We start from the raw sequence: 18,850 nt of genomic DNA on the forward strand, positions 1-18,850 counted from the left end.
ATATGAGAATAGGGATGATTTTAGATAAAACGTTTCCACCTGATCCTCGGGTTGAAAACGAAGCAATTTCTTTAATTGAAAAAGGACATGAAATATTCTTATTCTGTTTAAAATATGATAAAACGAATACAGATGCCATTATTAATGGTATTAATGTAAAGAGATATCAGTCAAATAAATTGGAATATAAATTATCAGCATTGGCTTATACTTTTCCATTTTACACGTATTTATTGAAACGGAAAATTCTTCATTTTTTACTTAAACATAAGATTGAAGTTGTTCATATTCATGATATTAGAATTGCTGAAGCTGTTTTTAAAGCAAATAATAAATTAAAATTAGCCACTGTTTTAGATTTACATGATAATATGCCTGAGATTATTAAGTTTTATCCTCATCTTCAGAAATTTCCGGGTAAACAATTAATTTCGCCAAAAAAATGGAAGCAAAAAGAAGAAGAATTTATTAGAAAAGCGACTAAAGTTATTACAGTTTCTCAAGAATTTATTAATGAAGTTGTAGAAAGAACAAAAATTTCTCAGGAAAAAATTGTGTTGGTTCCTAATACAATACATCAATCATTTTATAAAGAGGCAATAATAGATAAATTGATTGTTAGCAGGTATAAAAACAGTTTTGTAATTTTATATTTAGGCGATACAAGTTTGCGAAGAGGATTGCAAACGGCAATTGAATCTGTAAATATTTTAAAAAATAAAATCCCAAATGTAAAATTAGTAATTGTTGGAAGTAACACTACTGATGCTATTTTAAAGCAGCAGGTAGAAGATTTAGGAATTCAAAAGTATGTTGATTTTGAAGGTTGGAAGAATGTAAAACTATTTCCATCATACATAGAAGCAAGTTCAGTTTGTATTTCGCCTTTAGATAGAAATATTCAGCATGATGTTGCGTATGCAAACAAACTTTTTCAATATATGAGTTTTGCAAAACCTGTTTTGGTAAGTAACGCTATTGCACAGAAAAATTTAATAGAAAAAACAAATTCAGGATTGGTGCATTTAGAAAAAAATCCAGAAGATTTTGCAACTAAAGTTTTAAAGTTTTATGATGATAAGGAATTGTGTGAAGTATTAGGAAATAATGGAAAACGATTTGTAGAGGATGAATTTTGTTGGGAAAAGACTTCGGAAAAATTAATAGATTTATATGCTAATTTATAAATGAAAAAAGCACTTATCATAACTTATTATTGGCCACCAGCTGGAGGTTCAGGAGTACAACGTTGGCTTAAATTTGTGAAATATTTTAGAGATTTTGATGTTGAACCTATTGTTTATACTGTTGAGAATCCAAACTATGTTTTAGAAGACGAATCACTTTTAAAAGATATTCCTGAAAATTTAGAAATATTAAAACTACCAATTTGGGAACCGAATAATTTATTCACAATTTTCGGTAAAAGTAAAAATCAAAGTGTTGGGTTTTTAAATCAGAATCCTTCTTTTTTTGGTAAATTATTGCAATACATTCGTGCTAATTATTTTATTCCAGATGCTCGAAAATTTTGGATAAAACCATCGGTAAATTATTTAAAAAAGTACTTAAAAGAAAACAAAGTAGATGTTATAATCACAACAGGTCCACCACATAGTATGCATTTAATTGGTTTAAATTTAAAGAAACAATTAGCTATAAAATGGATTGCAGATTTTCGTGATCCGTGGACTGAAATAGATTATTTTCATCAGTTACCTTTAACTAAAAGCACAATTAAAAAACATCATTCTTTAGAAACTGAAGTTTTAAGAAAAGCAGATGCTGTTTTGGTTGTTGGAAATACTATGAAAGAAAATTATAGTAAATACAATAAAAACACAATAACAATCACAAATGGTTTCGATGGGAAAATTTTAGCATCTAAAATTAAATTAGATGCTAAATTTACGATGACCCATATTGGATTGATGAATGCAGATAGAAACCCTAAAATGTTATGGAAAGTTTTATCTGAAATTGTAAATGAAAATGAAGATTTTAAAACCGATTTTGAATTAAAATTAATTGGTAAAGTTGACACTTCAATTATAAAAGAGATTTCAAACCATAAGTTAACTAAGAATGTTAAAATAATAAACTATGTTGCTCATGAACAAGTTGTTGAATTTCAAAAAAAATCACAAGTTTTATTGTTAATTGTAAACAATGTACCAAGTGCTAAAGGTATATTAACAGGTAAAATATTTGAATATTTAATGGCTAAACGTCCAATTTTGGCAATCGCACCAATTGATGGAGATTTAGCAGAAATACTTTCTATAACGAATGGTGGATTTGTAATTGATTTTAAAGGTAAGCTAGAATTAAAAAAATGTATATTAGATTTGTATTCCAAATTTAAAACAGGACATTTAATGGTTGATTCAAAAAATATTGAGCAATTTCATAGGAGAGAATTAACCAAAAAAGTTTCTGACATCATAAATTCAATTACTGAATGAAAAAAATTGTAACCATATTAGGTGCAAGACCGCAATTTGTGAAAGCAGCAGTATTAAGTAGAATAATTTCTAAGCATAAAATTATTGAAGAAGTAATTATTCATACAGGTCAGCATTATGACGCTAATATGAGTGCTGTTTTTTTTGAAGAAATGGAAATTTCTAAACCAAAGTACAATTTAGACATTAACGGATTAAGTCACGGTGCAATGACCGGGCAAATGTTGCAGAAAATTGAAGAAATTTTAATTGAGGAAAAGCCAGATGTAGTTGTTGTTTATGGGGATACAAATTCAACTTTAGCAGGTGCTTTGGCAGCAAAAAAGCTAAACATTAAAGTGGTACATGTAGAGGCTGGCTTACGTTCATTTAATATGAAAATGCCTGAAGAAATAAATAGAATTTTAACAGATAGAATTTCTGATTTATTATTGTGCCCAACTGATACAGCTATTGAAAATTTAGAAAATGAAGGCTTTTCAGCATTGCCTTCAAAAGTTGTAAAATGTGGCGATATTATGAAAGATGCTGTTGAATTTTATGGGAAAACTTCAGAAGAAAAATCTTCAATTGTTTCAAAATTAAATTTGAAAACTAATGAGTTTGTTTTGGCTACCATTCATCGTCAAGAAAATACAGACAATATTAATAATTTGAAATCAATTTTTGAAGGTTTAGAAGCAATAAGTAAACAAAAACAAGTTGTTTTACCATTGCATCCACGTACAAAAGCTATTTTAGATAAATTTAATTTAAAATATAATATAACTATCATAGAGCCAATTGGTTATTTTGATATGCTTGAGTTACTAAAAAACTGTAATTTGGTAATTACTGATAGCGGTGGGCTTCAAAAAGAAGCTTTTTTCAATAAAAAACATTGTATAATCTCCAGAGAAGAAACAGAATGGGTAGAATTAGTTTCAAACGGATTTGCTAAAATTGTTGGGAGCGATAAAATAAGTATGGTAAATGCTTTCGAAAATTTTCAAAATTCATCAGCTAATTTTGAGGTTGAATTGTATGGAAATGAAGTAGGAGAGAAGGTTTACGCTGAAATTCTAAATATTTTATAATGGGTATTGTTTTAAGACAATCTTTTATCAATACGATAATCCTTTTTGTAGGTTTTGCTATTGGAGGCATCAATGTGATGTTTTTATTTACTCACTTTTTGCATGAAGATTATTTTGGATTGATTACTTTTTTATTGTCTACAGCAAATATTATTTTACCATTGTTGGTTTTTGGAATGCAACATACCATTATTAAATATTATTCATCTTATAAAACAAAAATTGAGCAAGATGGATTCTTAATTTCTACAATTTTTATTCCATTATTGGTAATTATTCCTTTAGGATTAGTTAGTGCTTATTTATATGAAACTATTGCAACTTGGGTTTCTTCAGAAAATCCTTTGATAAAAAATTATACGTGGCTTATTTTTTTGGTAGCCATATTTATGGGGTATTTTGAAGTGTTTTATTCTTGGACTAAAGTAAAATATAATTCAGTTTTTGGAAATTTTGTAAAAGAAATATTTGCGCGTGTTTGTACATCATTTTTATTATTTGCAGTGTATTTTGAATGGCTAACAAATGAACAATTTATATATGCCATTGTTATTGTGTATGGAATAAGAACCTTAATAATGAAAATTTATGCGTTTTATATTTGTAAACCAACCTTAATTTTTAAGCTGCCTTCAAACATAAAAGAACTTTTATCTTTTTCATTATATATAATTGTTGCTGGGTCTGCGGCAGGAGTTTTATTAGAAATTGATAAGTTTATGATTCCTCAAATGGAACAAATTGCACAGGTTGCATATTATTCTGTAGGTATTTATATTGCAAGTGCCGTTGCTATCCCAACAAGAGCCATGCAGCAAATAACAACTTCTATCACTGCAAAAGATATGAATGAGAATAATATTGGAGAAGTTGAAATAATGTACAAGCAAACTTCAATTAATTTATTAGTTATAGGTGGATTATTATTTCTCTTAATTAATTTAAATATTGCAGATTTATATGAATTAATTAATAAGCCTCAATTTACAAAAGGTATTTGGGTAGTTATAATTATTTCAGTTTCAAAATTAATGGAACTTGCTTTTGGAACAGGAAATTCAATTTTGGTGAACTCTAAATTTTATAAAATATTTTTTTATATATCATTGGCCATGGCAATTAGTGTTATAGTATTAAATAAATGGTTAATAAGTTTAATTGGAATAAATGGTTCTGCTTTAGCAACTCTAATTGTTATAATTGTGTTCACTATTTTTAAAATTATTTATATAAAAATGAAATTAAAAATTCAACCTTTTAGCATTCAATCAATTAAAATAATTGCTGTTATTTTAGCAATTTTTACAGCATTTTATTTTTGGAATTTTTCATTCCATCCAATAGTAAATATGGTTTTAAAATCTATTATTGTTGGTGTTTTATATTTAGTTTTAATAAAAAAATTACAAATATCTAAAGATATTGATTTACTGGTATCTAAGTATTTGACATTAAAATAAACAAAGTTAAAAACTAATAATGAGTTATATTGTTCATGTTTTATACGGAGTTATCATGGCTTATTTCGGTTTAATCTCACCGGGAATGTTAAATATGACAGCTCTAAAAATTAGAATTAATACAGGTAAAATTCAAAGCTTAAAATTTGCATTAGGAGCATCAATTATCGTTTTTTTTCAAGCAGGAATTGCATTGTTTTTTGCGGATTATTTTGTTAAAAATCCAAAAATTATTGAAATTTTAAAAATAGCTGCTGTATTTGTGTTTTTTGCATTGACTATTTTTTTCTTTTTACTTTCTAGAAAAAAGATAACAACTAATTCTAAGAATACGAATCAAAATTATTTTGTAAGAGGTTTAGCAATGTCTTCAGTTAATATGTTGGCAATTCCATTTTACTTAGGATTAAGTATTTATTTAGTTTCAGTGAATAAAATTGTGATACAGCAACCATATATATTTTTATTTGTGATAGGTGCAGCAATAGGTTCATTTCTTCTGTTTTACACATATATATTATTTGCAAAAATTATAATTAAGAAAGTTTCATTTATTGCGACTAACATTAATATTATTTTAAGCATATTATTTCTGGTATTAGGAATTTTGACTTTAATGAAGTTAGTGACTTAAATTTATTTTTTATATTTACGAAATTAAAAATTAGGACTTAATAAGTATGATTGAAGCTATTGAAAAAAATTTAGGTAGAGGAATACAATTGTTAAAATGTATTTCTGATGAAGAATATAGCAATACTACAATAGCTCCATATTATTCAAGTATTGGAGGACATATGCGTCATATTTTAGATGTTTTTGATTGTATTTTTGAAGGATTGGATTCAAAGGAGATAAATCTAATTAATAGAAAACGAAATGAATTGGCTGAAAATTACACAAAAAACGGAATTGAATATTTTGATAAAATACTAGCTGATTTACAAACTTTAAATAGGCAAGATTTCAATAAAATTGTAAAAGTTACTGATGATTTAGGTTTGGGAATTATAACTGCAGATTATACTTTAAGTGCAATTTTGATTCAAGCTCACAGTCATGCAATACATCATTTTGCAAGTGTTGGGTATGTTATTTCCCAGCTTGGAATACAATTACCAGATGAAGATTTTGGTTTCAATCCAACTACTCCTAGAGTAAAAAGTGCTACTTAGTACTTAACTCACTCACCTTTTTTAGATACTTTTTGTAATTATAGTAGATATTAATTAAATATTTTAGGTTTGTAAAATGTTCATTATTTAATTTTTTATTTTTCACACCAATAATATAAATTAACTTCCAATGATCTTTTATTGCTTTTAGTGCATCAAAATAACTTCCTTTTGATGCATCATAAATATGAGTTGGTTCAGAAATAACACCATTTATTTCAATTATTTTAAAATTTTCACCTTTAATTAATTCATCAAAATTATGGTATTTAATATCTACACGACCATAATACCAACCTTTAATGCTATTACTCAAACTGTCAAAAAAATTAGTTAACTCTTTACTTATTAAATGATTTCCATTAATAAATTGAGTGCCTTTAGAATGATTTCCAATAATATTTAATACAATTTCTTCATTTTTAAAAGGAATAGTAAATAGCTTATCTTTATTTAATTCGGAAATTAAATCTACATATATTTTCGCTCTATCATCATTCAATATAAGTTCTAGAATTGAAGAAGTGCCATTTCCAACTATTGTTAAATATTTTTTAAGGGTAATTGAAGTGATTTCACCAGTTTTTTCACCAGGGATTCTATGATAGAAAATACCACATTCATTTTTATAATCAATAAATTCTTGAATTATTAAGTTTATTGAATTGTATTTTTGAAGGTATTCAAGAAGTTCTTTTTCTGAATTAATTTTTTTTACTAATAATCCTCTAAAACCAATATCGGGTTTAATAATTAAAGGAAAATTAATGGTATTAGTTTCAAGTTTTGTTAAAATAGAGGGTATTTTATCATCTATTTTAATATATATTGTTTTTGGTTTATATTTTTCTGGTAGTAACTGAACAGTATTATATTTAGATTCTAAACCGTTACCAGAACCTTCAATAGCAGGGTTTACAGCTGAAAAAAAACCAAAGCTTTTTGCTTTTAAAGCTAAATAGCAGGCATAAGGAATAACGGGTAAATAAAACATATAGGAAGGCCAGTATTCCCAATTTGCGAATTTTTTATAATTAGGAAACTTCATTATTTGTCGTTAAAAAAGGCATTTAAAATAATTCGTATCCCTAAGAAACCAAGAATAATTGCAGTTGTCGCAACGAAAATCCCAATTAAAAGCCATAAATAATTTTGCTGGTGTTTTATAGCTTTAAAGCCAATAGTTATTAATATTGGGCCTAAAATTAATAAAGGAAAAGCAGCTAGCTCATATTTTAATCCACGTATTAACTCATCTCTGTTTGTTCCCATTTCTTAAAATTCTTATTTTTCTATAGTGTATATATTATCCAAAAATACTAAATTGATATATATTAATTGTGAGTTAATTTTTTTATAATTTTATTGGTAGTAGTGTTATATTTATTTTTAAAACACGCTTCAAAAAAAAGCGAGAATTAATATTCTCGCTTTTAAATAGTTAACCTAAAGTTTTCTTTTAAATAGTATCTATAATACTATTTAGTGTTGAACTAGGTCTCATTGCTTTTTCAGTTAAACTATCATCAAAATGATAATAACCACCTATATTTACAGGAGATCCTTGTGCATTATTTAATTCTTTAACAATGGTAGTTTCATTTTCTTCCAATGTAGCAGCTACTTTAGTAAATTGTTCTTTCAATTCAGCATCTTTTTTCTGAGCTGCTAATGCTTCTGCCCAATACATTGCTAAATAAAAGTGACTTCCTCTATTGTCTAATTCATTTACTTTTCTAGAAGGAGATTTACTATTTTCTAAAAATTTATCAGTGGCTTGGTCCAAAGTCTCAGCTAATACTAAAGCTTTTGGACTATTATAGTTTTCACCTAAATGCTCTAATGAAACAGCTAATGCTAAAAATTCTCCTAAAGAATCCCATCTTAAATGACCTTCTTTTGTAAATTGTTGAACATGTTTAGGAGCAGATCCTCCAGCACCAGTTTCAAATAAACCTCCGCCGTCCATTAAAGGAACTATTGATAACATTTTTGCACTAGTTCCTAATTCTAAAATAGGGAATAAATCGGTTAAATAATCACGCAAGATATTTCCTGTTACAGAAATAGTGTCTAATCCATTTTTAGTTCTTTCTAATGTATATAATGTAGCTTCTTTAGGTGACATAATTTGGATATCTAATCCAGTAGTGTCAAAATTTGGTAAATAAGTGTTTACTTTTTCTATTATTTGAGCATCGTGAGCTCTATTTTTATCTAACCAAAAAATTGCTGGAGCATTAGTTGCTCTTGCTCTATTTACAGCAAGCTTTATCCAATCTTGAATTGGAGCATCTTTTACTTGACACATTCTCCAAATATCTCCTTCTTCAACAACACTTTCTAATAATATATTTTCAGAAGCATCTACAATCTGTACAGTTCCATTCTCTTTTATTTCAAAAGTTTTGTCGTGAGAACCATATTCTTCTGCTTTTTGAGCCATTAAACCAACATTAGGAACTGTTCCCATTGTTTTAGGATCAAATGCACCGTGTTCCTTGCAAAATGATATTGTGGCGTCGTATAAACTTGCATACGTACTGTCTGGAATAATTACTTTAGTATCTTGTAGTTTGCCATCAGCATTCCACATTTGACCAGATGTACGAATCATAGCTGGCAAAGAAGCATCAATAATTACATCACTTGGAACATGAAGGTTGGTAATGCCTTTATCTGAGTCAACCATTGCAATTGCAGGGGCATTTTCTAAACAAGTTTTTATATCACTTTCAATTGCTTCTTTTTGAGCTTTTGGTAAATTTTGTATTTTACTAATCAAATCTCCAAAACCATTATTTACATCAACCCCAAGTTCTTTAATAATTGTGCTATGTTTTTCAAAAACATCTTTAAAAAAGGAAGTAACTGCATGACCAAAAATAATTGGATCAGAAATTTTCATCATTGTTGCCTTCATATGTAATGAAAACAGTACATTTTTTTCTTTAGCGTCTTTAATTTGTTCTTCAAGAAATGCTACTAAAGCCTTTTTGCTCATAAAAGTGGCATCAATAATTTCACCTGCTTTTAAAGTAGTTGTTTCTTTTAATATTGTTTTTACTCCATTTTGATTTACAAATTGAATTTTAACATCTCCAGCTTTAGAAATGGTTAAAGATTTTTCGTTAGAGAAAAAATCACCACTTTTCATTGTAGAAACGTGAGTTTTTGAGTTTGCAGACCAAGCGCCCATAGAATGTGGATTCTTTTTGGCGAAATTTTTAACCGCTTTTGGAGCTCTACGATCTGAATTTCCTTCGCGTAAAACAGGATTTACTGCTGATCCTTTAACAGTATTGTATTTTTTTTGTATTTCTTTTTCTTCAGTGGTTTTAGGGTTTTCTAAATAATTAGGTATTGCATAACCATGCGATTGTAATTCTTTAATAGCTTCAATTAATTGAGGTACAGATGCAGAAATGTTTGGTAATTTAATAATATTTGCTTCAGGTGTTTTAGCCAATTCACCAAGTTCTGCTAAAGCATCCGAGACTCTCTGTTCGGGAGTTAAATATTCTGGAAACAAAGCTAAAATTCTTCCTGCTAGGGAAATATCTTTAGTTGTTACATCAATACCCGAAGATTTTGTGAAAGCTTCAATAATTGGCAATAATGAATATGTAGCTAAAGCTGGCGCTTCATCTGTTTTTGTATAAATAATTTTAGGTAATTTACTCATAATTTTAATTGTGTTTATAATACTATATTTATCAATAATGTTAGTAATTAATGTGTTACTAATTAATTTAATTTAAGCGACGTAAATATACTAAATAATTGGTGAAAAACTGAGTGCGAAAACGTTATAAATAGTGGTTGTATTTTGTAGTTACTTTAAAAATAAAGATGATATTTTATAGGACTAATAATGGGTGAAAATAACAAAAGCCATCATATTGATTTCTCATTATCATGGCTTTTTGCTGAAACAGATTTTTTTAATAAGTTTTCAGTTAATTTTATTTATTGTATTAGCTATTCTAATTAAAGATCACCCACAATAAATAGTTTTACTGCAACTTGTTGATTTCTTACAAATTCAACTTCTTATTAAAGAGTCGTTTCATTTAAAATAAAACTTAAAACTTTGTTGTAACTTAATAAAATTACTCGCTTTAACGTATTATTTTAAATTTTTGCTTTTAAAACTATGTTTCCATTTATTCATGCTAAATACTTGGGCACATTACTATTTAAAGTTTAGTTTTAAAAACGATGTTCAAGAACATTTAGAACTTCACTTTGAGCATTTCAGTTCAACTTTAAATTTGCATTTAGAGTTTTATATTAATGTCTCTCTGTTAATTCTTTTGTAAATTAAAGGCAGAAAAAATGATTTTCCAAATTTATAACTATTTAGTTCTGAACAAGATATAAACTTAGCTTATGAACATTTGTTAATAAAAAAACCCGTTTTGAATTTCAAAACAGGTTTTAATAATTTTATTTGAGAATGATTATCTTCTTTTTTCGGTAATTCTAGCTTTTTTACCAGTTAAACCTCTGAAGTAGAAAATACGAGCTCTACGAACTTTACCTTGTTTGTTTACCTCAATTTTTTGAATTGCAGGTAAATTCATTGGGAAAATACGCTCAACTCCAACTGTTCCAGACATTTTTCTGATTGTAAAAGTTTCAGAAGCACCACTCCCTCTTCTTTGAATTACAGTACCTCTAAAGTGCTGTGTACGTTTTTTTTCACCTTCTCGAATTTCGTAATAAACTGTAATGGTATCTCCTGCTTGAAATTGAGGGAATTCATTTTTAGTTACAAATTCGTCTTGTATATACTTTACTAAATTTTCCATTTTTAATGTTTAATGGGTTTTTTCAATGACCAACATTCACGATTTTCGTCAGAGGTTAATTTTGAGAATGCAAATTTAGTAAAAAATATCAGTCTTCCAACAAGTCGGGTCTAATTTTTTTTGTTCTCTCAAAAGCTTGGTCATTACGCCATTCTTCAATCTTTGGAAAATTGCCTGATAATAGTACTTCTGGAACTTTAAGATCCAGATATTCAGCAGGTCTGGTGTAAACTGGAGGTGAAAGTAAATCATCCTGAAATGAATCTGTTAATGCTGAAGTTTCGTCTCCTAAAACACCTGGAATTAATCGAATAACAGTGTCACATAAAACGGCAGCACCTAATTCCCCTCCACTTAATACATAATCACCAATAGAGATTTCTTTGGTGATAAATAATTCTCTAACTCTTTGATCTACACCTTTGTAGTGACCACAAAGAATAATCATGTTTTTATTTAACGATAGTGTATTTGCAGTTCGCTGGTTTAAAGTTGGAGCATCAGGGGTCATATAAATTATTTCATCATATATTCTTTCTGATTTCAATTTTGAAATACATTTGTCAATTGGTTCAATCATTAAAACCATTCCTGCACCACCACCAAATTGATAATCATCAATTTTTCCGTAGCTATTTAAGGCATATTCTCTTAAGTCATGAAAATAAACTTCAACTAAATTTTTGTCAATAGCGCGTTTTATTATTGAAAATTCAAACGGACTTTTAATTAATTCTGGAGAAACTGTTATGATATCAATTCGCATTTGGCAAAGATAATAGGGAATAATTAATAATGAATAATTAATATTGAATATTTGAAGTGTATTTATGTAAGTGTTGCTTTTAACATTCTATCTACTTGGTATAGATCTTTTTTTAATTCAGTATTTTTAAAGCCTTTTGATTTTAATAAGTCAACAGTTTCGGTTCCTAAATATTGATTAATTTCGAAATATAAACTTCCGTTGGCGGTTAAATGAGATTTCGCTAAATCAGAAATTTTGTTGTAAAAAAGTAGTGGTTCTTCATTTTTTACAAACAAGGCTTGATGTGGTTCATTAGCCAAAACATTTTTATGCATTTGTTCTTTTTCTAATTCACGAACATATGGTGGATTAGAAACAATAATATCAAATTTTAGTGGTAATTCATTTAGCGTTAAAATATCTACTTCAATAAATTTTACTGCTACATTATTAATATGTGCATTTAATTTTGCTGTTTTTATTGCTTCCGAAGAAATATCAATAGCAAAAACTTCAGCATTTGGTAAATTTTTAGCTAGTGAAATGGCAATGCAACCACTTCCTGTTCCAATATCCAATATGTTAACTTTTGACTTTCGACTTTCAACTTTTAACTCCTCAAGTATCCAATCTACTAATTCTTCAGTTTCTGGTCTAGGAATTAAAACGGTATTATTTACTTTAAATGTAAGTCCGTAAAATTCAGTTTCGCCAATTATATATTGAATTGGAATATGCTGTTTTAAATTTGATAATGCATTTTCAAAAAAAGATAATTCATTATTATTGAATTCTAAATTTGGTTTTAGAGCCAAGTCAACACGAGATAAATTTAATTTGAATTCAATTAAAATATTAAAAAAGGATAGAATTTCTGTTTCAGGATATAAATCAGATAGCGCTGAGAAAAATTGTTTTTTAAATTTTTGAATTAACATTATAAGTCTTTTAACATCCATAAATTACAAGAATAATGACCAGTGTCACCCATTGGTTTATCTAAATCTTTAAAACCAACTTTTCTGTACAGTTTTCTTGCATCTTCCATATAAGGCAAGGTTTCTAGATAACATTGTTCAAAACCAAATTCTTTAGCTTTTTTTAGGCATATTTCCATCATTTTACTACCAAAACCAATTCCTCGTGCTTCTGATAAAAAATACATTTTTTGAAGTTCACACACGTTTCCTTCATAATTATCTAATTGTTTAATTCCTGCACCACCAAAAATTTCACCATCTTTTTCAATTATATAATAAATTGCCTTTTCAAATTGGTAGGCTTCATATAAGGTATCTAAAATTTTATCAGCATAAGCAGTTCCAACTTTAGGGACCCCAAATTCTATTAACACATCACGAATGGCTTTTGCTATTTTCGGATTGTCTGAAACTTGAATTTCTCTGATTTTAAAGTTGTTATGAGTCATTTTAAAATGTTATTTTTACGATGTGAATATACACGAAAAATATATAAAACGATGCATTGATTTGGCTAAAAACGGTTTGGGGAAAACCTATCCAAATCCGATGGTTGGAAGCGTTATTGTTTTAAATGATGTTATTATTGGTGAAGGTTGGCATAAAAAAGCAGGAGAACCACACGCAGAGGTAAATGCAATAAATTCAGTTGAAGATACATCTTTATTAAAAAAAGCTACAATTTATGTAAGTTTAGAACCTTGTTCGCATTTTGGAAAAACACCACCTTGTGCTAATTTAATTGTTACTAGCGAAATAAAAAATGTGGTTATTGGAATTATTGATTCTAATAGTAAAGTTAGTGGAGCAGGAGTGAAGTATTTAAAAGATAACGGCTGTAATGTAATTGTTGGAGTATTAGAAGATAAATGTAAAGACCTAAACAAACGTTTTTTTACGTTTCATACTAAGAAAAGACCTTATATAATTTTAAAGTGGGCTGAAACATCAGATGGTTTTATAGATAAATTACGTGATTTAACTTCTGAAAACTCTCCAAACTGGATTTCAAATACTTATTCACAACAACTCGTACATAAAATGAGAGCTGAAGAGCAGTCAATTTTGGTGGGAACAACAACAGCTTTAAATGATAATCCTAGTTTAACAACTAGAAGTTGGTGCGGAAATAATCCTGTTAGAATAGTTTTAGACAGAACTTTAAAAATACCAAGCAATTATAATTTGTTTGATGGAACTGTTAAAACTATAGTTTTAACTGAAAACTCTTCAAGCGTAAGTTTTCAAAATAATGTGATTTTTGAAGAAATAGATTTTAATGTACATGTGCCGAAACAAGTTTGTGAAGTTTTATATAAATATGAAATTCAATCTGTAATTATAGAAGGTGGAAGGGAAACTTTGCAAAGCTTCATTGATGAAAATTTATGGGATGAAGCTTTTGTTTTTGTTGGGGATATTTTATTTGAAACTGGACTAGAATCACCTAAAATAAAAAAATCACCAATTGAAATTAAAAAAATTTCAAATGATATATTAAAGGTATATATTAATAATTTCAAAGATTAAAATTATTTCTGAAAAAGACACATATAAAACAATAGAAGTATCAAATGGCGATGCGCTCTTTAAAGATAAAGGGAGTAAGTTTATTGGTTATGTTTTTCCAATCACATCCGAAGATGAGGTTAAAATTCACATTGATGAATTGAAGAAAAAACATCATGCAGCAAGGCATTGGTGCTATGCCTGGCAGTTAGGAGTGGAAGATATTCGTTATAGAGCTAATGATGATGGTGAACCTAATAACTCAGCAGGGCAACCCATTTATGGGCAACTTTTATCTTTTGATATTACAAATGTTTTAGTGGTTGTTGTGCGGTATTTTGGAGGAACCAAATTGGGTGTTGGGGGGTTAATAAATGCCTATAAAACAACTGCAAAATTAATTTTAGATGAATCCATTATAACTAAAAAAACAATTGATGTTTATTTTCAGCTAATTTTCGACTATAAAGACATGAATAAAGTGATGCGAATTATAAAAGAAAATAATATTGAAATTAAAAATCAAACAATGAATTTAAATTGTGAGTATTTAATTTATGTTCGAAAAAAAAATGCAGCTAAAGTTGAGCAATTATTTACAGATTTACGATGTTTAAAAATTAAAGAAGTCAATCAATAACTTCAGCCAACTTTTTTAATAGATATTCTGGCGCTCTGGTAGGTTTTTTTGTGATGGAATTTATAAAAGCTAAAGTTACATTGGCGGTAGTTAAAAGTTCGTTGTTTTGATTGTGAATTTCAAACTCAAATTTTATTTTAACTAAAGGTTTATTTACTAAGGTTGTTTTAAGTGTTAAAAGGTCGTCGTATTTAGCTGGTTTTTTGTAATTTATATTTAGACTGATTACAGGTAACATAATACCAGTTTCTTCCATTTTTTTATAGGAGATGCCTAACTTTCGAAGCCATTCAATACGTCCCATTTCTAGGTATTGTGGATAGTTTCCGTGATATGCGAAACTCATTTGATCAGTTTCGCTATATCTAACTCTAAATTCTATTTTATCAGAAATCATTTGATTTATTTAATATTGTTATGATACGTAAAATAAAAACAATAATCAACTACATTTAATTTTTTTATACTAAAATTTATTCACATTTTTGTAAAGCCTAAAATTGCTTAATTGGGCAGCTTTTTTATTCGGCTAATTTAAACTAATAATATTTTAATAACAATAATGACAATTACTGCATCATCAGTTTGGGGAGAATGTTTATCTTTTATAGAAGACAATATTAAACCACAAGCGTATAAAACTTGGTTTGAGCCTATTAAGCCAATAAAATTATCTGGTGAAGCACTTACAATTCAAGTGCCAAGTAAGTTTTTTTATGAATGGTTAGAAGAACACTATATTAAGTTATTAAGAGTTGCATTAGTTAAACAGTTGGGTGAAGATGCTAAATTGATTTATGATGTTAGAATGGAAAATAATTACAGTAGTAGTAAACCACATACTGTTAAAATTCCAAGTTCAAACAGAAATCCAATGAACCCTCAAGGGATGGATGTTCCTTTAGATTTTAATAAACGTGAATTAAGAAATCCGTTTATTATCCCTGGAATTCAAAAAGTTAAAATAGAATCTCAATTAAATCCAAATTATAATTTTGATAGTTTTATTGAAGGAGATTCTAATAGGTTGGCTCGTTCTGCGGGTATGGCTGTTGCAAATAAACCGGGAGGAACTTCCTTTAATCCATTATTAATTTATGGTGGAGTTGGTTTAGGAAAAACTCATTTAGCACATGCTATTGGAGTTCAAATTAAAGATAAATATCCTGATAAAACGGTTTTATATATTTCATCAGAGAAGTTTACACAACAATTTATTGATTCTGTAAAAGGGAACACTAGAAATGATTTTATTCATTTTTATCAAATGGTTGATGTTTTACTAATTGATGATGTTCAATTTTTATCGGGTAAAACTGGGACTCAAGACGTTTTCTTCCATATTTTTAATCATTTACATCAAAATGGAAAGCAAGTTATTTTAACTTCAGACAAGGCACCAGTTGATATGCAAGATATTGAGCAACGCTTACTATCTAGATTTAAGTGGGGATTATCTGCAGAGTTACAAGTGCCTGATTATGAGACTAGAGTTTCTATTTTACAAAATAAACTGTATAGAGATGGTGTTGAAATGCCAGAAGAAATTTTAGAGTATATAGCAAAGCATATAAAATCAAATGTTAGAGAATTGGAAGGTGTGCTAATTTCTATGATTGCACAAGCTTCATTTAATAGAAAAGAATTTACCTTATCTTTAACAAAACAAATTGTTGATAAATTTGTTAAAAATACCAAACGTGAGGTTTCTATAGATTATATTCAAAAAATAGTTTCTAATTATTTTGAATTAGATGTAGCTACTTTGCAATCCAAAACTCGTAAAAGACATATTGTTCAGGCACGTCAATTAGCCATGTATTTTGCAAAAAGAATGACAAAAGCTTCATTAGCTAGTATTGGTTCTCAAATTGGAAAAAGAGATCACGCCACTGTACTTCATGCTTGTAAAACTGTTGATAACTTAACAGAAACTGATAAGCAATTTAGAAAGTACGTAGACGATATAACTAAGAAACTTACTTTTTAATTTATAAATAATGACCAAAATTTTAATGGTTTGTCTCGGTAATATATGCCGTTCTCCATTGGCGGAAGGTATCTTGAAATCTAAAGTATTTGATTTCAAAACTACTGTAGATTCTGCTGGAACGGGTGGGTATCATATAGGTGAGAAACCAGATATGCGGTCTATAAAGATTGCAAAAAAGAATAACATAGATATTACAGACCAATCAGCTAGAAAATTTGTGATTGAAGATTTTGATAAATTTGATTTTATTTATGCCATGGATAACTCAAATTATGAAGATATTATTGGATTGGCGAGAAATGAAAATGATAAATTAAAGGTGAAGCTAATTCTAAATGAAGTTTTTCCTGATGAAAATCTAGATGTACCTGATCCATATAGTGGTGGTGATTATGGGTTTAAAAATGTTTATAAAATGCTTGATGAAGCCTGTGAAATTATTGCTAAAAAAATAAATAAAAATGGATAATCAAATAGGGAAATTGTATTTAATTCCAACCACTTTGGGTGATACAGAACCTTTAGAGGTGCTTCCTTTTTCTGTAAAAAAAATTATAGAAGAATTAGATTGGTTTATTGTTGAAAACGAAAAAACGGCAAGAAGATTTATCAAGCAAATTGCACCTAGAAAATCTCAGCCATCTTTAAAAATTTTAAAGTTAGATAAATATGCTGATCAGCTTGAAGTTAGATCTTATTTAGATATTTGTTCTTCAGGAGTTTCAGTAGGGTTGCTTTCTGAAGCGGGTGTTCCTGCAATTGCTGACCCTGGCGCAGAAATTGTTAAATTAGCTCATGAAAAAAACATAAGGGTAGTACCTTTAGTAGGTCCTTCATCTATTGTTTTAGCAATGATGGCTTCAGGTTTTAATGGGCAAAATTTTGCATTTAATGGGTATTTACCAATTGATAGTTCTGAAAGAAAAGCAGTAATTAAAAATTTAGAAAGATTATCTAAAGATAAAAATCAATCTCAAATATTTATAGAGACACCATTTCGAAATGATAAAATGCTTGCAGATTTAAAAAGCACATTAACACCAACTGCAAAACTATGTGTAGCTTGTGATATTACTTTACCATCTGAATATATTAGAACTTTGGAAGTGAAAGACTGGAAAAATGAAAATCCAGATTTACATAAAAGGCCAACTATTTTTATAATTCATAAAGAATAAAAAAAGGTTTAAACATATTGTTTAAACCTTTTTAGTTAAGTATTATTTAGAAGTTGTTTTATTCTACAATATAATCTTCAATAGGGTTACAAGAACATATTAAATTACGATCTCCATAAGCATCATCAACTCTTCTAACTGAAGGCCAAAATTTATTTTCTTTTATATAAGGTAGAGGAAATGCAGCTTGTTGACGGGTATATGGGTAATTCCATTCGTTAGCAGTTAACATTTCTTCTGTATGAGGTGCATTTTTTAGTGCAGAATTAGTATCTCCACTTTCCATAGTGTCTATTTCTCCTTTTATACTAATTAGAGCATCACAAAAACGATCTAATTCAATTTTGTCTTCACTTTCAGTAGGTTCAATCATTAATGTTCCTGCTACTGGAAATGAAACAGTTGGAGCATGATATCCATAATCCATTAGGCGTTTAGCAACATCAGTAACTTCAACACCTTTTGCTTTAAATTCTCTAAAATCAACAATCATTTCATGTGCTGCAAAACCATTTTCACCAGCATATAAAATTTTATAATGTTTTTCTAAACGAGCTTTTATATAATTAGCATTTAATATAGCGTTAATTGTAGCTAATTTTAATCCATTAGTACCTAGCATTTTAATATAACCATATGAAATTAATAGCACTAAAGCCGATCCCCACGGAGCTGATGAAACAGCTGTAATTGGAGTTTCTCCTCCAGTTGGAATTATAGGATTTGAAGGTAAAAAAGGAGCTAAATGTTTAGCTACACAAATTGGACCAACTCCAGGACCTCCACCACCGTGTGGAATTGCAAAAGTTTTA

General features: G+C 28.4%; 19 protein-coding genes and 1 pseudogene. 11 read left to right on the top strand and 9 right to left on the bottom strand.

Features of this window, described 5'->3' with window-relative positions; translation table 11 throughout:
• Positions 1-2 precede the first annotated feature (2 nt).
• From ABY863_RS06090 to ABY863_RS06115, 6 genes are read left to right on the top strand one after another with little or no spacing between them, the layout of a single operon-like run.
• Positions 3-1,187 carry a glycosyltransferase family 4 protein gene (locus ABY863_RS06090; RefSeq protein ID WP_372793372.1) on the top strand — a complete coding sequence of 395 codons (1,185 nt, stop codon included), beginning with the start codon at positions 3-5 and terminating at the stop codon, positions 1,185-1,187.
• On the top strand, positions 1,188-2,465 hold the full coding sequence (locus ABY863_RS06095) for a glycosyltransferase (RefSeq protein WP_372793373.1): 1,278 nt from the start codon (positions 1,188-1,190) through the stop codon (positions 2,463-2,465).
• Entirely contained in the window at positions 2,462-3,541 is a 1,080-nt protein-coding gene (gene wecB, locus ABY863_RS06100; protein WP_372793374.1) for a non-hydrolyzing UDP-N-acetylglucosamine 2-epimerase, read from the top strand. The genes ABY863_RS06095 and wecB overlap by 4 nt, the downstream gene beginning before the upstream one ends.
• Complete coding sequence (locus tag ABY863_RS06105; RefSeq protein ID WP_372793375.1) at positions 3,541-5,001, top strand: lipopolysaccharide biosynthesis protein; 1,461 nt, start codon at positions 3,541-3,543, stop codon at positions 4,999-5,001. The genes wecB and ABY863_RS06105 overlap by 1 nt, the downstream gene beginning before the upstream one ends.
• Before the next feature lie 19 nt (positions 5,002-5,020).
• Positions 5,021-5,635 carry a hypothetical protein gene (locus tag ABY863_RS06110; protein WP_372793376.1) on the top strand — a complete coding sequence of 205 codons (615 nt, stop codon included), beginning with the start codon at positions 5,021-5,023 and terminating at the stop codon, positions 5,633-5,635.
• Between the two features lie 46 nt (positions 5,636-5,681).
• On the top strand, positions 5,682-6,176 hold the full coding sequence (locus ABY863_RS06115) for a DinB family protein (RefSeq protein ID WP_372793377.1): 495 nt from the start codon (positions 5,682-5,684) through the stop codon (positions 6,174-6,176).
• On the opposite strand, the gene ABY863_RS06120 is transcribed toward ABY863_RS06115, so the two are convergent.
• The 7 genes from ABY863_RS06120 to ABY863_RS06150 form a co-directional block, all read right to left on the bottom strand.
• The gene (locus tag ABY863_RS06120; RefSeq protein WP_372793378.1) at positions 6,169-7,224 is read right to left on the bottom strand and encodes a D-alanine--D-alanine ligase; all 1,056 of its coding nucleotides are present in this window, start codon (positions 7,222-7,224) and stop codon (positions 6,169-6,171) included. The genes ABY863_RS06115 and ABY863_RS06120 overlap by 8 nt on opposite strands.
• The gene (locus tag ABY863_RS06125) at positions 7,224-7,448 is read right to left on the bottom strand and encodes a DUF6095 family protein (protein WP_372793379.1); all 225 of its coding nucleotides are present in this window, start codon (positions 7,446-7,448) and stop codon (positions 7,224-7,226) included. The genes ABY863_RS06120 and ABY863_RS06125 overlap by 1 nt, the downstream gene beginning before the upstream one ends.
• Positions 7,449-7,635: 187 nt before the next feature.
• A complete protein-coding gene (locus ABY863_RS06130) occupies positions 7,636-9,861 on the bottom strand; it encodes an NADP-dependent isocitrate dehydrogenase (protein WP_372793380.1) in 2,226 nt (741 codons plus the stop codon).
• A 778-nt stretch (positions 9,862-10,639) separates the two neighbouring features.
• Entirely contained in the window at positions 10,640-10,990 is a 351-nt protein-coding gene (gene rplS / locus ABY863_RS06135) for a 50S ribosomal protein L19 (protein ID WP_372793381.1), read from the bottom strand.
• 88 nt (positions 10,991-11,078) lie between these two features.
• On the bottom strand, positions 11,079-11,756 hold the full coding sequence (gene trmD, locus ABY863_RS06140) for a tRNA (guanosine(37)-N1)-methyltransferase TrmD (protein WP_372793382.1): 678 nt from the start codon (positions 11,754-11,756) through the stop codon (positions 11,079-11,081).
• Between the two features lie 62 nt (positions 11,757-11,818).
• A complete protein-coding gene (gene prmC / locus ABY863_RS06145; protein ID WP_372793383.1) occupies positions 11,819-12,676 on the bottom strand; it encodes a peptide chain release factor N(5)-glutamine methyltransferase in 858 nt (285 codons plus the stop codon).
• Positions 12,676-13,167 (bottom strand): GNAT family N-acetyltransferase, encoded by a 492-nt coding sequence (locus tag ABY863_RS06150; RefSeq protein WP_372793384.1) that lies wholly within the window; start codon positions 13,165-13,167, stop codon positions 12,676-12,678. Before ABY863_RS06150 ends, prmC begins: the two co-directional genes overlap by 1 nt.
• A gap of 22 nt (positions 13,168-13,189) precedes the next feature.
• Here ABY863_RS06150 and ribD point away from each other — a divergent pair, with 22 nt between their 5' ends.
• Together ribD and ABY863_RS06160 are read left to right on the top strand one after the other, a co-directional pair.
• Positions 13,190-14,248: a bifunctional diaminohydroxyphosphoribosylaminopyrimidine deaminase/5-amino-6-(5-phosphoribosylamino)uracil reductase RibD gene (ribD, locus tag ABY863_RS06155; protein ID WP_372793385.1), complete on the top strand. Its 1,059-nt coding sequence runs from the start codon at positions 13,190-13,192 to the stop codon at positions 14,246-14,248.
• A 31-nt stretch (positions 14,249-14,279) separates the two neighbouring features.
• Positions 14,280-14,867, top strand: coding sequence for a YigZ family protein (locus tag ABY863_RS06160; RefSeq protein WP_372793390.1), 588 nt, complete (start codon positions 14,280-14,282; stop codon positions 14,865-14,867).
• Here ABY863_RS06160 and ABY863_RS06165 read toward each other — a convergent pair.
• Positions 14,857-15,264: an acyl-CoA thioesterase gene (locus ABY863_RS06165; RefSeq protein WP_372793386.1), complete on the bottom strand. Its 408-nt coding sequence runs from the start codon at positions 15,262-15,264 to the stop codon at positions 14,857-14,859. The genes ABY863_RS06160 and ABY863_RS06165 overlap by 11 nt on opposite strands.
• 165 nt (positions 15,265-15,429) lie before the next feature.
• Here ABY863_RS06165 and dnaA point away from each other — a divergent pair, with 165 nt between their 5' ends.
• Genes dnaA through ABY863_RS06180 form a run of 3 tightly spaced genes read left to right on the top strand, consistent with a single transcriptional unit; the run spans position 15,430 to position 18,038 of the window.
• Positions 15,430-16,857 carry a chromosomal replication initiator protein DnaA gene (gene dnaA, locus ABY863_RS06170; protein ID WP_372793387.1) on the top strand — a complete coding sequence of 476 codons (1,428 nt, stop codon included), beginning with the start codon at positions 15,430-15,432 and terminating at the stop codon, positions 16,855-16,857.
• A 10-nt stretch (positions 16,858-16,867) separates the two neighbouring features.
• Positions 16,868-17,329, top strand: coding sequence for a low molecular weight protein-tyrosine-phosphatase (locus ABY863_RS06175; RefSeq protein ID WP_372793388.1), 462 nt, complete (start codon positions 16,868-16,870; stop codon positions 17,327-17,329).
• On the top strand, positions 17,322-18,038 hold the full coding sequence (locus tag ABY863_RS06180) for an SAM-dependent methyltransferase (protein WP_372793389.1): 717 nt from the start codon (positions 17,322-17,324) through the stop codon (positions 18,036-18,038). The genes ABY863_RS06175 and ABY863_RS06180 overlap by 8 nt, the downstream gene beginning before the upstream one ends.
• Before the next feature lie 58 nt (positions 18,039-18,096).
• On the opposite strand, the pseudogene ABY863_RS06185 reads toward ABY863_RS06180, so the two are convergent.
• Positions 18,097-18,850, bottom strand: a pseudogene (locus ABY863_RS06185) (glycine dehydrogenase (aminomethyl-transferring)); the annotation flags it as partial.

Origin of the sequence: Lutibacter sp., from assembly GCF_041562875.1 — a bacterium.
Lineage (GTDB): Bacteria > Bacteroidota > Bacteroidia > Flavobacteriales > Flavobacteriaceae > Lutibacter.

Coding starts and splice junctions, on each gene's coding strand:
- ABY863_RS06110 (WP_372793376.1), top strand. CDS start 5,021: ATGAGTTATATTGTTCATGTTTTATACGGAGTTATCATGGCTTATTTC.
- rplS (WP_372793381.1), bottom strand. CDS start 10,990: ATGGAAAATTTAGTAAAGTATATACAAGACGAATTTGTAACTAAAAAT.
- ABY863_RS06120 (WP_372793378.1), bottom strand. CDS start 7,224: ATGAAGTTTCCTAATTATAAAAAATTCGCAAATTGGGAATACTGGCCT.
- prmC (WP_372793383.1), bottom strand. CDS start 12,676: ATGTTAATTCAAAAATTTAAAAAACAATTTTTCTCAGCGCTATCTGAT.
- ABY863_RS06105 (WP_372793375.1), top strand. CDS start 3,541: ATGGGTATTGTTTTAAGACAATCTTTTATCAATACGATAATCCTTTTT.
- ABY863_RS06095 (WP_372793373.1), top strand. CDS start 1,188: ATGAAAAAAGCACTTATCATAACTTATTATTGGCCACCAGCTGGAGGT.
- wecB (WP_372793374.1), top strand. CDS start 2,462: ATGAAAAAAATTGTAACCATATTAGGTGCAAGACCGCAATTTGTGAAA.
- ABY863_RS06115 (WP_372793377.1), top strand. CDS start 5,682: ATGATTGAAGCTATTGAAAAAAATTTAGGTAGAGGAATACAATTGTTA.
- ABY863_RS06150 (WP_372793384.1), bottom strand. CDS start 13,167: ATGACTCATAACAACTTTAAAATCAGAGAAATTCAAGTTTCAGACAAT.
- ABY863_RS06090 (WP_372793372.1), top strand. CDS start 3: ATGAGAATAGGGATGATTTTAGATAAAACGTTTCCACCTGATCCTCGG.
- ABY863_RS06165 (WP_372793386.1), bottom strand. CDS start 15,264: ATGATTTCTGATAAAATAGAATTTAGAGTTAGATATAGCGAAACTGAT.
- dnaA (WP_372793387.1), top strand. CDS start 15,430: ATGACAATTACTGCATCATCAGTTTGGGGAGAATGTTTATCTTTTATA.
- ABY863_RS06180 (WP_372793389.1), top strand. CDS start 17,322: ATGGATAATCAAATAGGGAAATTGTATTTAATTCCAACCACTTTGGGT.
- ABY863_RS06125 (WP_372793379.1), bottom strand. CDS start 7,448: ATGGGAACAAACAGAGATGAGTTAATACGTGGATTAAAATATGAGCTA.
- ABY863_RS06175 (WP_372793388.1), top strand. CDS start 16,868: ATGACCAAAATTTTAATGGTTTGTCTCGGTAATATATGCCGTTCTCCA.
- trmD (WP_372793382.1), bottom strand. CDS start 11,756: ATGCGAATTGATATCATAACAGTTTCTCCAGAATTAATTAAAAGTCCG.
- ABY863_RS06130 (WP_372793380.1), bottom strand. CDS start 9,861: ATGAGTAAATTACCTAAAATTATTTATACAAAAACAGATGAAGCGCCA.